Raw genomic sequence first — 12,921 nt, 5'->3', positions numbered from 1 at the left:
TATGCAGTTTTCAAGGTTCTAACTGGACTTTAATCCAGCAGGCTCTCTCAACTAGAATAAATACCCTTAGGTATAAACACTCTTGAAATAAGATGCTGAATTGGAGTGGAGGTTAACGGACTCGAACCGTTGACATCCTGCTTGCAAAGCAGGCGCTCTACCAACTGAGCTAAACCCCCCAACAAGATGGTGGGCCATCCTGGACTCGAACCAGGGACCTCACCCTTATCAGGGGTGCGCTCTAACCACCTGAGCTAATAGCCCATATCCCTTACCTAGATAGTTTGAAAGCCATTTAATACATAGACCTCGACCGACCTTAGGTTGACCGTCTAAACCCTGCTATCAAAAGCTTGGTCTAGCGGGAGGTCTCCCTTAAAGGAGGTGATCCAGCCACACCTTCCGGTACGGCTACCTTGTTACGACTTCACCCCAGTCATCAGCCCTGCCTTCGGCATCCCCCTCCTTACGGTTGGAGTAACGACTTCGGGCGTGGCCAACTCCCATGGTGTGACGGGCGGTGTGTACAAGGCCCGGGAACGTATTCACCGCAGTATGCTGACCTGCGATTACTAGCGATTCCTCCTTCATGCAGGCGAGTTGCAGCCTGCAATCTGAACTGAGCCATGGTTTATGAGATTAGCTTGCCATCGCTGGCTTGCAACTCTTTGTCCATAGCATTGTAGTACGTGTGTAGCCCAGGGCGTAAGGGGCATGCTGACTTGACGTCATCCCCACCTTCCTCCGGTTTGTCACCGGCAGTCTCTCTAAAGTGCCCAACTTAATGATGGCAACTAGAAACGAGGGTTGCGCTCGTTGCGGGACTTAACCCAACATCTCACGACACGAGCTGACGACAGCCATGCACCACCTGTGTTCGCGCTCCCGAAGGCACTCCCGACTTTCACCGGGATTCGCGACATGTCAAGCCCTGGTAAGGTTCTTCGCGTTGCATCGAATTAAACCACATACTCCACCGCTTGTGCGGGCCCCCGTCAATTCCTTTGAGTTTCACACTTGCGTGCGTACTCCCCAGGCGGACAACTTAACGCGTTAGCTACGGCACTGCACGGGTCGATACGCGCAACACCTAGTTGTCATCGTTTACAGCTAGGACTACAGGGGTATCTAATCCCTTTCGCTCCCCTAGCTTTCGTCCATGAGTGTCAGTTTCGGCCCAGTAGCGCGCCTTCGCCGCTGGTGTTCTTCCCAATATCTACGCATTTCACCGCTACACTGGGAATTCCCGCTACCCCTACCGTACTCTAGTCTCTCAGTTTCCACTGCCTATATGGGGTTAAGCCCCACGCTTTAACAGCAGACTTGATAAACCACCTGCGGACGCTTTACGCCCAATAAATCCGGATAACGCTTGCATCCTCCGTATTACCGCGGCTGCTGGCACGGAGTTAGCCGATGCTGATTCGTTAGGTACCGTCAGTTCTTCTTCCCTAACAAAAGCGGTTTACGACCCAAAAGCCTTCGTCCCGCACGCGGTATTGCTCCGTCAGGCTTTCGCCCATTGCGGAAAATTCCCCACTGCTGCCTCCCGTAGGAGTCTGGGCCGTGTCTCAGTCCCAGTGTGGCTGATCATCCTCTCAGACCAGCTACCGATCGTCGCCTTGGTCAGCTCTTACCTAACCAACTAGCTAATCGGACGCGAGCTCATCTACAGGCACTAAAGCTTTCACCTCTCGGCACATTGGGTATTAGCAGACGTTTCCATCTGTTGTCCCCAACCTATAGGCAGATTCTCACGCGTTACTCACCCGTCCGCCACTAAAGTCCGAAGACTTTCGTTCGACTTGCATGTGTTAAGCATACCGCCAGCGTTCATCCTGAGCCAGGATCAAACTCTCCATGTTATTCCAACTCTCTCAAGTTGATTGGAGTTTGTAGCTCTACTTATATCAAAATAAAAGACCTATACAGATCCCTTATCCATCCAAACTGTTTAGGGTTTTAACCCCCTAAACTATTATCTATTGACGAGGTTCTTATGTCTCTCGTGGCTTTCAAACTATTACTATGTCTAGGTCCTGGCGGTTTTAATCAGAGTCGCTCTCGCTCCCCCGTTTCGACCGCTTTACTAAGATAACCTCCCTAATCTCACTTGTCAACTAAATTGAATGGGGAATTTCTATTCTTAGCTTTGGCACTTTGAGATAACTAGAGCTCTAGCCCTTTGTAGCAGGATAATAAACGGGCAATACCAACGGTCGAAATTAAAATAATGGGTAAAGCCCATAAAGAATTGAAGAAGGCTTTGCAAATGGCTAAATTGTCTATGGCAGTGTGTGCTTCTGGTCAGGTAGCTTCAGCCAAGTATGGGTTGGCAGGGACAGGATGTTGAGGGATGCGAGGAATGAGAAAAGATGCTACTACCATGCCCAAAATTGTGTTCCAAGTTGGAACTTTTTCGTTTGAGAGTATAGCTATACTCGTTTTCCACTTTTCACCGAGTATGACCGACTAAGACAATTCTCTGCCGTCGTTTCATCAGTAATGAGTAAGCGATGCAGATAAACAACAAAACCGGGAGGTCTCTACCGAACGGGTAGAAATAGAACATTAAATCGGTGGCATCAATTGCCTACTGCCTATTAACGTTTGAGCAGTTTGTTTTCCACAACAGTTCCGACTAAACATGCACCTGCTAGATTCGTGCCCAGTAAGTTGATATCCTCTAAATCAGCACAGAGAAGATTTGCGCCTGCTAGATTTGCGCCTGCTAGATTTGCGCCTGCTAGATTTGCTTCTTCTAGATTTGCTTCCGTTATGATCGCGCCTTGAAGGTCAGCCTCCATCAGATTGGCTCCATGCAGATTGGCGCTACTAAGATTAACACCGCGTAAATCGGCACCACGCAGATCGGCTCCTTGCAGGTTACAGCCCATCAGGTTTGCCCCACTGAGAAACGATCCGGCAAGGGTTGCTCTCGTTAGGCGCGATCGCATCAAGTTTGCACCCCGGAGATTTGCACCCCGGAGGTCGGCTTCGGTCAAGTCAGCCTGCATCAGGTTTGCGCCCATCAATGTCGCTCGGAGATCTGCTTTAACCAATTGGCAACCCAAAAGGTTTGCGCCTTCTAAAGAGGCTCCGGTAAGCTTAGCGTGCTTAAGATCGGCACCCATCAGCCGCGCACCGGTTAGATTCACGCCTTGCAGAGCTTTTCCTGACAAGTCAGCTTCTTCTAAATCAGCACCCGGCAGATATTTCACAGTTTCGGAAGATTGAAGATCAAGTGTCATAGGAGGAGAAGTTCAATGAACTAAAAGCGAGGAACAAGAGCTTCGTCATGGGAATCTAATAACCAGAGTCCGGCAGAAATTTTTGGCATGCTCACAGGCAGGTTGAGTCCCTGTTGTAGTCCCGACACTAGTAGCGTCAGGGTATCAACCAGTTTAGGGTCCCAACGGCGGCTTTGCTCTTTGTGACATTGAGATAACGCGATCGCAAGACACTCTGGCAGACTGCTTCCTTCGGATCGGGCACGTTGGTCAGCAACCTGCTGTTGAAAGGCAGCTACTAACCCTAACATGCGGGATTCTAGAGGGATTTCATCACCTACCAACCCACCCGGTTGCCCAGAACCATCCCAATGTTCACTGAGGTGGGTGATAATCGTGGCGATCGCCCGCATTCGAGGCATTGTGCGGAGTACCTGAGCACCTGGCACTAAAGGGCAGCAGGGCGCATCGGTGGATAAATCTTGAGAGTATCGCCCCAAACTGCTGGGAGTAAGCATTGATGCGGATGATTGCAAAGGAGCCAGACGATGGAGTAAGCTCGCCAATTTCAAGCGATTTAGCTGCCATACAGGCAGATCTAAAAATTGTCCCATTGCTTCAACGAGGGTAGCAACCTCAGCAGCGGCATTGGGGTTGAGCGCATCTGCTTGATCGGTCAGCTGAGCCATTCGTAGGAACGCCTGAATCTCATTCGATAGCAGGTTGCCGTCTAAAATTTGAGGCTGCTCAAAGGTGTGATGGGTAGGAGTGCTGATGGTATGGCTTTCTTGCAAATAATCCACTACGCGAGACACGATCGACTCTAGCGGATCTCGTTTTTCAATTGGCGTAGAAACGATCGCATGGATATGTTGCGTTAACGTGTCAGCCAGGACTGGATTGTACGTGCGAAGGTGTGCGATCGCCAATTCCATCGCTTCTTGCACTAGGTCTGCTTCAAACGTCCAAAAGCCATAAAACTTGCGCTCTAGATCCACCCTGGGAACGCCTTGCTTACCATACTCGGCTACTGATAGCTCTTGACACAGGACCATTGCCGAATAGGTGGGAGCCAAAATCATCAAATGCCACTCCTGCGCCACTGGATCATCAGCACTGAGGCTGACCAGCTCCACATTTTGGCGCTGGCTAGTAGGATGCTCGGCAAAACCGCTATCGGGGGCCGCCATGAGCACTACTTCCCGCGATCGCTCAGCCAATTCTGCATAGCGATCAGCCTCTTCCAAATACCACTTGCCCCGCTGAAACGCAGTAATGACCAACGGTTCGCTGCTACAAGTGAGAATGCAATCCTCTAACGCATGGCAGAGCGCCACCAGCGTATTTTTGTAATACACGCCAAAATTGAGCGATCGCTGGCTTCCTTGCGCCGATTGGTGCGCCAACTTCAACTGATAGAGGATTGAACCTTCAAGCATGGTGTAACGATTTCCTTAGACCGACAGCAGTTGTTCTTTGGGCTTTTGATCAATTGGAGCCGACAGCGCTGATTCCAGATCAGCCCGACCCAAACGCTCTTCCAAAATATCCATTACCTCGCGCCCAAAGTCATTGGGGTTGCGTTTCCATGCTTGTAGGCAAACATGCCCAAAGAAAGAGCCGAGAGGTTGGGGGTTCCAGAGGAGCTTATGTACTGTCCAAGGCTTTACATTCATCGGGTCATAGCCTGGACGCAGAATGTCATTTTTGAACGCATACTCTTCTAAGTGCGTATGAGGCTGCAAGCCAATGAAGAAAATGGCAGGCTCTACCTTGTCTGCACCCAAGATACTTTCTAGTTCGCGATGATAGGCAATAGTTTGGCGAATAGTATCGAAGGTTTCGTCAATCACGTTGAAGGAATAATTAACGGATACCAAATCGTTGAATCCAGCAGCTTTTAAATCGCGACAGTTTTGCAAAACGGTACGAAGGTTGTAGCCCATTCTCATTTTACGAACGAGTTCCTGAGAGCCGCTAGTGATACCGATTTCAAAATAGTTCATGCCCGTTTGCACCATCAGGTCGCAGAGATGGGGCGTGAGGTTGTCGGCACGAATATAAGCCGCCCAGTGGATGTCTTTCATGCCTGCATCCAACACCTTTTGCAGCAGTTCTACCACGTCATCTATATATTTACGAGCGGGGATCAGTTGAGCGTCGGTGAACCAAAAGTTGCGAATGCCGCGATCGTATAACTGACGCATTTCTGCCACCACTTCATCCGATGGGTTGATTCGCACCTGTTTGCCTTCAATCACCGTGTAGATGCAATAACAGCAGTTATGCGGACAACCACGCTTGGTTTGCACGCCCACATAAAAGTCTTCAGCTTCTAAATAGTAGTCAAACTCTGTCCAAATCGTTTGGATATAGCCGTAGTTACAAGCAGTCTTTTCGATCGCAGCTGGGATTTCGTGAATCAGGCGATCGCGGGGAGTACTTTCTCCCACAATATAGCAGCGCTCTTGAGCTAAACTTTCGCCGCGCACGATCCGTTCTAATAGGGCTTCACCTTCACCCACAGAAACGATCGAGCCTTTCGGCAGACTTTTGCCAAGCTGCTCATAAAACACGCTAACTGCACCACCACCTACTACAACTTGTGCGTCGGGTTGATATTTCTTTGCCCGTTTGGTGCCACGTTTAATCAAGCCTAGGTTACGCCACAGTTCGCCATAGTACCCGGTGGCAATTCGGGTCAACCCAAAGGCACCCCGCAATTTGACGAAAGGATTGAGCGAGTAAAAGAACTCGAATGTATATTGCAGTGGATTGCCGCCCCGCCCGCCCACAGGGGCATAAATCTGAATATCTCGCCAAGAGAACACAATCAGCGTTGGTTGAAATTCGTCAATACAAACATCCAAAGCGCTGGCGTAGTCGAGGGGAGGTACTGTGCCCAAATCAAAAATGCGCTGCTGCACAGCGGGAAACTGCTTGTGGACATGATCTGCCAGGTAAACAACGCCAATTGGAAAAATTGGATTGCAGGGGAGACGAACGTAGAGAATCCGACTTTCCATAGCGGTCACTTTGCGATGAGTCCAAAAAGGAATAATTTCTGAGTTTATGTCACACAACTTTACGATACCACTGACTTTAGTGACCTGGACAGACTTAACAGGAATTGTTGAATTGGTTCTCCTGTCAGACCAAATCGTCTGGGGGAGAAAACTTAGAAAGAAAATATAAATTCTTAAAAAATACAATTTATTAATGGTTAGTGATTGGATTTACAACTAGCGGCGATCGCCGATGTTAAGGTGGGACATCTTTTAAAAATCCTTTAGCGCAATCTACCCAATATGGCTCAAATTTTTGATCCCTTACCGTCTGATCAGCGCAGTGCAATTACTTGCTGCTATGTCAATGCCACGAGCCGCATGCAGATTGCCCGAATTACCAACATTCCAAGCTGGTATTTCGAGCGGGTTGTGTTTCCAGGACAGCGATTGATTTTTGAGACGATGCCAGAGTCATTGTTAGAAATTCATTCTGGCGCGATGGCAAGTTCGATTTTGGCAGATACGATTCCCTGCGAACGACTACAAATTGCCGATGAAATCATTTCATCCTCTGCCCCGGAACATGAGCAACGTTTGGAAGAACTCAACGATGGTTTAGGCTCACCCAACCCCTTAATCACCAGATCGACTTCCATTACGCCCTGAAGGTGCTTTGCAAGCTTTGTTTTAGGAGTCAAAACTAGCAAGCAACTTAAAACTTAAAGCTGTCTGAGCAACGGTCTCCGAATTTGCCTTGTACTCCAAGAGCCTCATGCTTTTGGTTGAATCACTCATTCACCTTTTCCCTGATACTAGAGTGGAACTGATCGCGTTCAGGGAGGAATCACTGTGCTATCTAAAGGCTTTGAAGTTGAGATTTACACCAGCACCCCTGAGGGCGATGCCGTTGGGCTTTCTGACAAGATTGTGGCGGCGTTAGATGGGTTTGTGCGAGAACCCGATAGCCGCAATGTGGAATATACTACTCCGCCCTGTCACCGCTATGAGCGGCTCTTGTGCGACCTATTGCAGCCTCGGTTTAAGCTACGCAACTATTTGAAACAGTTAGGCGACTACACACTCCTGCCGGGTAGCACTTTGTCATTGGGCGGCAGCGATCGCTTCCTGCGCTCTGATCCTGGCAATCCATACCACACTTACATCGAGCAGACCTATGGCACGAAGGTTGTCACTGCCAGCATTCATATCAACATTGGTATTTCTGATTTGGAAACGCTGATGCGTGCCTGTCGATTGGTGCGAGTGGAAGCGCCCCTAATTTTAGCTCTAACTGCCTCGTCACCCTTTTTGAATGGAGCCGCAACGGGCTATCACTCTACTCGCTGGAGCCTTTTTCCTAAAACTCCTGCCCATGTGCCCCTGTTTGAAAGTCATGCTCACTTCATCCGTTGGACGGAACAGCAGCTAGCAGCGGGCACCATGCAAAATGTGCGGCATCTGTGGAGTTCAGTTCGTCCTAATGGCGATCGCCGCCCCTACAACCTAAATCGGGTGGAACTGCGAATTTGTGACCTGGTAGTAGACCCACTATCGTTGCTGTCAATTGCAGCACTACTGGAAGCCCGATTGTTGCAGGTGATCGCCAATCCAGGTCTTGATCCATTGCAAATGAGCCAGCTTTCTAGTGAGGATCTGGTTGCTCTTACAGATGCCAACGAGCTAGCTGCTGGCAAACTCAGCCTAGATGCTGAACTGCGCCACTGGCAAGATGGTCGCCCAATTATTGCTAAGGATTGGATCGAACAGCTTTACCAAGAAGTGTGGGACACTGCCAAACAACAAGGCTTTAGCTGCTTCTTGTCGCCTTTGAAAAAGATTTTGCGAGATGGCAACGAAGCTCAGCGTTGGCTGAAACTGCATGAACAGGGAATGTCCGTAAGCCAGGTCATGCAGCAAGCGATTCGAGACACTGAGGCAATGGAACTAGCACTGGAAAGCGAGTTGTGTGGTTTGTTAGTGGCGTAGGAAAAGTCACGAAGTTTGCGTGGTTCGCGTAGGTGAGTGAACCATTGCCGTAACGCTCCATGATGAATAGGGTTAAAACTCAACGATTACAGGAGTATGATCGCTGGGCTGTTCTAGTTTACGGGGAGCTTTATCAATGGTACAAGCGATCGCTTTCTCGTACAGGCTCGGCGTGAGATAAATGTGATCAATTCGCCAGCCCATGTCACGTCGAAACGCCGCTGATCGATAATCCCACCAGCTAAAGTGACCGCCGTCTTTGATAAATTTGCGGAACACATCCGCCAATCCCAGCCGCAAAATCACTTGCAGTGCCACTCGTTCTAGATCCGTTGCCATCACCTGATTCACTCGCCCCGTGGGATCATGAATGTCGATGTCCTCTAAGGCAATATTAAAGTCGCCGCACACCAGCAGGTGATTTGGCTCCAGCATCAATGCTTTTAGGTAGTCATGCAGCACTTCCAACCAGCGCAGTTTGTAGACATATTTTTCGCTGCCTACGGCTGAACCATTGGGCACATACAAATTCACCACACGCAGATCGCCAACAATTCCTGTGATCACCCGCTTTTGTTGATCAAACTCAGCCACGCGATCGCCCAAAACTGGTGCAAATCCACGGCTAACATCGCTCAGCGGCTCACGGCTTAAGATGGCAACGCCGTTATAGCTGGGCTGCCCAAATATTTCTGCGTGATAGCCAATTTCGGTAAAAGCATCGCAGGGAAATTTCTCATCCACCACTTTGGTTTCTTGTAAACACAGCACATCCACCGAGGTGTTTTTTAACCAGTCTGTAGCGTGGGGCAGACGAGTGCGAATTGAGTTGACATTCCACGTAGCAATTTTCATCAGCAGTTGAAGGGCGATTTGTAAAACGATCCCTCAGGGAATCGCAGTGAGCTTTTTGAGAATAGCAGTTTTGCGTTTTGGGAATGTTCCGAGACAATACAAGGAAACCTAAAGCGATTTTGATATGGATGGTTTTCTAAATCTAAACAAGCCGATGGACTTCACTTCGCACGACTGCGTAGCTAAATTGCGGCGATTGTTGAACACACGGCGAATCGGACATGCAGGCACGCTAGACCCCACCGCAACAGGCGTTTTACCGATCGCCATTGGTAGAGCAACTCGGCTACTTCAGTTTTTGCGATCGGATAAGGCATATCGAGCCACCATTCGGTTTGGGGTCACCACCACGACCGATGATTTGGAAGGCGAAATCCTAAATCAGCAGCCTGTGCCCGATTTAGATTTAGCCAAGGTGAAGACTGCGCTCAAACACTTTCAAGGCACAATTCAGCAAGTGCCGCCGATTTATAGCGCGATTCAAGTAGATGGAAAACGGCTCTATGATTTGGCGCGATCTGGAAAAGCAGTGGAAGTGCCTTCTCGCACGGTGGAAGTGTCGGACATCAAAATAGTGGGTTGGCAGCCAGGAGATTTTCCTGAGTTGGAGATTGATATTGCTTGTGGTGGTGGCACCTATATCCGGGCGATCGCCCGTGATCTGGGCATTGCTTTACACACCTTCGGCACCCTCACAAACCTGATTCGCACTAAAAGCAGCGGCTTCGACTTAGAAAATAGCCTCACCCTAGATCAACTAGAAGAACAACTTCAGCAAAATGCCTTTCGCCCTATTTTGCCCGATGAAGTGCTAGACCACCTAGAGGAGATCGCCCTATCTCCCATTCTTGCCAAACGATGGTGCCAAGGACAACGCATCGCCCCTTACGACTTGCCAGATTTCACCACCAGTCGTGCTCCACTTCGCATTCACACCGAAGCGGGAACCTTTTTAGGTATTGGGCAACTCACAGATCCCCCAACCGGAACCATCCTCACTGCGCGCATTGTCTTTTTAGACAGCGCAAAAGCGTAAGCAAGCGAAGAGTATGGAGTGCGGAGTACAAAGTGCGAGCAAACTACTTACCCTACTGAACTCCGCACCTGGAAGTTTAGACCCGGAACCTCGAACGCCATACTCCAAACCTTGTACCTCGTAATCCCTGCTCTAATCCTCATACCGCATGAGCTTTTTGTAAAAATTTTGAGAAAAATCTGCCAGCCGCATCCGCTTGAAGTTCAAAATCACCTCAATCAAAAAATCAATAAACTCAAAATTCGCCAGCATCAGCTCATAACTTAAATCAGCTTCACTATCAAACTGAATCCGGCATCGGGTCAAGTCAGCAGGTAGTGCCGAGATGTTCCAGGTTGCCACAAAGGGAATGCTATCTCCCCCTTCAATTCTGCGTTCTCCTTCTAGGTTGCCTTTTTGGTAAAGGCTAATTGCATAGGGCAGAATCGATCGCTTACCTTGCTGGGGATAGTAGGGAAGATAAACTCCTACTTGCGGTTGAGGCGCGGGCTGTAGCTTGTCAATAGCCATACCAGATAGTCCTAAAGCTGTTTAGTTTACGCACGTGTAACATTAAAACCCATCTTTGAAGCAAGCCATCACCAGAGCAGTAAATATAACCTTCAAGCTCAAAATAATCCTAGATGGTTCTGTGTTGGTTAAGCTGATACTACAGACATTCAAGCAACTGACTTATGTTTCTCAAGAAAAAGATCACTCCAAAATAATGACCTGCAAAGAATTCATCCTTATGGAGAATGGGCAAAAATTCTTAATAAAGAACATTCGGCTCTAAAAAGTTTTACATCCCATGGCTTTTCTTTACCGTTCTTCAGAGTTGCTGTTCATTACATATTGGGTTAGCAGAGGGTCAGCAAACAGTACTTACTCAGAAACTGAATCAATCTGTGATGACAATCTTCCCAGTCGCCTCTCACCTAAGATTTATCGCCTACTTTAATGGGTGCTTGTGTTGTATTCATCTAAAGCTTATTGTGGACTTCAATGAACCTTGACAATTTTCTAAACCATCTCACAGTTAGGACACTGGTATAACGTTATGGCACCTCTGGTTGCAAATTATTATCTGACCTATCGCTGTAACGCGCGGTGTCATTTCTGCGATATTTGGGCGTTAGATCCTAAACAAGAAGCAGAATTTGAGACTATCCGTACGAACCTAATGGATTTGCGGCGGCTAGGTGTGAAGTATGTTGACTTCACTGGAGGGGAGCCGTTGCTAAGAGCCGATGTTCAACAGATCTACGCTGAGGCAAAACGGCAGGGTTTCGTGACTAGCATGACCACGAACACGATCCTGTATCCCAAACGGGCGAAAGAGATGCAGGGGTTGATCGATTTTCTCAACTTTTCTCTAGATGGACCTGATGCAGAAAACCACAACCAGTCACGTGGGGTACAAATTTTTGACACCCTGGTTGAATCGGTTAAAATTGCTCAGTCTTTAGGCGAATATCCAGTTTTGAACCACACGGTGACAGCTCAAAACTTCGATCGCATCTCAGAAGTAGCAGAGTTGGGTTTACGGCTCAGTGCGCGAGTATGGCTGAATCCAGCTTTTACTGCATACAGCAACTACAACTCGAAGAAAAACCCGACTCCAGATATGGTGCTGGCGATCGAAGCTGCTGCAAAACAATACTCGAACGTTGGTTACAATAAGGCTGCACTCGCTTTTATTGAAGCCGGTGGAAATGACACCCAAAATCCGCGCTGTAAGGCAGTGGATGCCGTAATTGCCATCTCACCCAACGACGAATTGCTTTTGCCCTGTTATCACTTTGCTCAAACAGGTTTGCCAATTAATGGTCGCCTTTATGAGCTTTATAAACAGTCGGAAGAAGTGGAAAGTTACCGCCAGTCGCAGGGCAAACTATCTGTTTGTGAAGGTTGTACGGTTTGGTGCTATCTGATTCCTAGCTTCTTTAAAGGAATTGACAAGTATTGGTGGTTAAATCAGGTGACCTATGCCGGAGAATTCCTGGCGCGAAAGCGATTCATTCAACGACCTGCCTCCTATCAGCGCTCTGCTAGCTGATTTATCGGAGCTGGTTGAACCGGACGAAGATCCAGACCCACACGTTTACGGAACTGAGAATCGGCGGCGCAGAGCGGCGATCGCTTTGACGGCGATTTGGAGCGGCACGATCGCCCTTCATTTCATGGCTTGGAGCTACTGGTTTGTTGCTGGTTTGACCACATTGGTGGGTATCCATGCCGTGCGAATTTTGTTCGCGCGTCCTTTGCCACCTGCCAAACCCCTAGATAATATCCAGCCTGCTTCTCTCCCGGTCGTGTCGATTCTCGTTGCTGCCAAAAACGAAGAAACCGTAATCGAACGACTGGTGACAACTTTGTGCAGTCTTGATTATCCAGCAAGCCAGTACGAACTCTGGGTGATTGATGACAACAGTACGGATGGAACATCGACTTTACTTAAGCAGTTAGCTCAACAGTATAAACAACTGCGGGTGTTTCACCGTCCCTTGGGATCTGCCGGAGGAAAGTCGGGAGCGCTCAACCAAGTATTGCCATTAACCAGAGGAGAGGTGATCGCGGTTTTTGATGCAGATGCTCAGATCACACCCGATCTATTTCGGCGTGTGCTACCGCTGTTTGAACGGACAGATTTAGGCGCAGTGCAGGTACGCAAACAAATCGCAAATGTGTCGGGGAATTTGTGGATTCAGGGGCAAGTTGCCGAAATGGCATTGGATTCATTTTGGCAAGAGCAGCGGATTGCGATCGGGGGCATTGGCGAACTGCGGGGAAATGGTCAGTTCGTTCGACGGACGGCATTGGAGCG

General features: G+C 48.7%; 10 protein-coding genes, 2 tRNA genes, 1 rRNA gene and 1 pseudogene. 5 read left to right on the top strand and 9 right to left on the bottom strand.

The genetic code is table 11. The features are described 5' to 3' along the window. Window positions 1-106: 106 nt before the first annotated feature. The 7 genes and pseudogenes from JOY44_RS13485 to JOY44_RS13460 all read right to left on the bottom strand — a co-directional run bounded on the left by JOY44_RS13485 (window position 107) and on the right by JOY44_RS13460 (window position 6,256). Window positions 107-179 (bottom strand) — tRNA-Ala (locus tag JOY44_RS13485). A gap of 8 nt (window positions 180-187) precedes the next feature. Then, a tRNA-Ile gene (locus tag JOY44_RS13480) sits at window positions 188-264 on the bottom strand. 113 nt (window positions 265-377) lie between these two features. Then, window positions 378-1,865 (bottom strand): 16S ribosomal RNA (locus tag JOY44_RS13475). Between the two features lie 426 nt (window positions 1,866-2,291). Then, window positions 2,292-2,455, bottom strand: a pseudogene (locus JOY44_RS31380) (ISNCY family transposase); the annotation flags it as partial. A gap of 148 nt (window positions 2,456-2,603) precedes the next feature. Continuing rightward, the gene (locus JOY44_RS13470) at window positions 2,604-3,251 is read right to left on the bottom strand and encodes a pentapeptide repeat-containing protein (protein WP_171574236.1); all 648 of its coding nucleotides are present in this window, start codon (window positions 3,249-3,251) and stop codon (window positions 2,604-2,606) included. Window positions 3,252-3,271: 20 nt separating this feature from the next. Beyond that, the gene (locus tag JOY44_RS13465) at window positions 3,272-4,669 is read right to left on the bottom strand and encodes a DICT sensory domain-containing protein (protein ID WP_171574235.1); all 1,398 of its coding nucleotides are present in this window, start codon (window positions 4,667-4,669) and stop codon (window positions 3,272-3,274) included. 15 nt (window positions 4,670-4,684) lie between these two features. Next, the gene (locus JOY44_RS13460; protein ID WP_171574234.1) at window positions 4,685-6,256 is read right to left on the bottom strand and encodes a photosystem II high light acclimation radical SAM protein; all 1,572 of its coding nucleotides are present in this window, start codon (window positions 6,254-6,256) and stop codon (window positions 4,685-4,687) included. A 282-nt stretch (window positions 6,257-6,538) separates the two neighbouring features. On the opposite strand from JOY44_RS13460, the gene JOY44_RS13455 reads away from it, so the two are divergent. Together JOY44_RS13455 and gshA are read left to right on the top strand one after the other, a co-directional pair. Next, window positions 6,539-6,904: a DUF1830 domain-containing protein gene (locus tag JOY44_RS13455; protein WP_171574233.1), complete on the top strand. Its 366-nt coding sequence runs from the start codon at window positions 6,539-6,541 to the stop codon at window positions 6,902-6,904. A gap of 183 nt (window positions 6,905-7,087) precedes the next feature. Then, on the top strand, window positions 7,088-8,224 hold the full coding sequence (gene gshA, locus JOY44_RS13450; RefSeq protein ID WP_171574232.1) for a glutamate--cysteine ligase: 1,137 nt from the start codon (window positions 7,088-7,090) through the stop codon (window positions 8,222-8,224). Window positions 8,225-8,296: 72 nt separating this feature from the next. Here the strand turns inward: gshA and xth are convergent, their stop codons facing one another. Beyond that, entirely contained in the window at window positions 8,297-9,079 is a 783-nt protein-coding gene (gene xth, locus JOY44_RS13445) for an exodeoxyribonuclease III (protein WP_171574231.1), read from the bottom strand. Between the two features lie 124 nt (window positions 9,080-9,203). Here xth and truB point away from each other — a divergent pair, with 124 nt between their 5' ends. Then, window positions 9,204-10,115, top strand: a complete 912-nt coding sequence (gene truB / locus JOY44_RS13440; RefSeq protein WP_171574230.1) for a tRNA pseudouridine(55) synthase TruB — start codon at window positions 9,204-9,206, stop codon at window positions 10,113-10,115. A 132-nt stretch (window positions 10,116-10,247) separates the two neighbouring features. Here the strand turns inward: truB and ebsA are convergent, their stop codons facing one another. Further along, window positions 10,248-10,625, bottom strand: coding sequence for a type IV pilus biogenesis protein EbsA (ebsA, locus tag JOY44_RS13435; protein WP_171574229.1), 378 nt, complete (start codon window positions 10,623-10,625; stop codon window positions 10,248-10,250). Window positions 10,626-11,154: 529 nt separating this feature from the next. Between ebsA and JOY44_RS13430 the strand changes: the two genes are divergently transcribed. Beyond that, on the top strand, window positions 11,155-12,153 hold the full coding sequence (locus tag JOY44_RS13430; RefSeq protein ID WP_171574228.1) for a radical SAM protein: 999 nt from the start codon (window positions 11,155-11,157) through the stop codon (window positions 12,151-12,153). Next, window positions 12,083-12,921: glycosyltransferase family 2 protein (locus JOY44_RS13425; RefSeq protein WP_171575976.1), on the top strand; the 839-nt coding region annotated here is incomplete at its 3' end. The genes JOY44_RS13430 and JOY44_RS13425, both read left to right, overlap by 71 nt.

The sequence above is a fragment of the Leptolyngbya sp. Cla-17 genome (assembly GCF_016807185.1).
GTDB lineage: Bacteria > Cyanobacteriota > Cyanobacteriia > Leptolyngbyales > Leptolyngbyaceae > ULC077BIN1.
The sequence above is the reverse complement of the archived record's forward strand: the minus strand, read 5'-3'. Positions and strand labels throughout refer to the sequence as shown.

Bases quoted from the DNA above. Each gene is read 5' to 3' on its own strand.
- xth (WP_171574231.1), bottom strand. From the start codon at position 9,079: ATGAAAATTGCTACGTGGAATGTCAACTCAATTCGCACTCGTCTGCCC.
- JOY44_RS13465 (WP_171574235.1), bottom strand. From the start codon at position 4,669: ATGCTTGAAGGTTCAATCCTCTATCAGTTGAAGTTGGCGCACCAATCG.
- ebsA (WP_171574229.1), bottom strand. From the start codon at position 10,625: ATGGCTATTGACAAGCTACAGCCCGCGCCTCAACCGCAAGTAGGAGTT.
- JOY44_RS13470 (WP_171574236.1), bottom strand. From the start codon at position 3,251: ATGACACTTGATCTTCAATCTTCCGAAACTGTGAAATATCTGCCGGGT.
- JOY44_RS13460 (WP_171574234.1), bottom strand. From the start codon at position 6,256: ATGGAAAGTCGGATTCTCTACGTTCGTCTCCCCTGCAATCCAATTTTT.
- JOY44_RS13455 (WP_171574233.1), top strand. From the start codon at position 6,539: ATGGCTCAAATTTTTGATCCCTTACCGTCTGATCAGCGCAGTGCAATT.
- truB (WP_171574230.1), top strand. From the start codon at position 9,204: ATGGATGGTTTTCTAAATCTAAACAAGCCGATGGACTTCACTTCGCAC.
- JOY44_RS13430 (WP_171574228.1), top strand. From the start codon at position 11,155: ATGGCACCTCTGGTTGCAAATTATTATCTGACCTATCGCTGTAACGCG.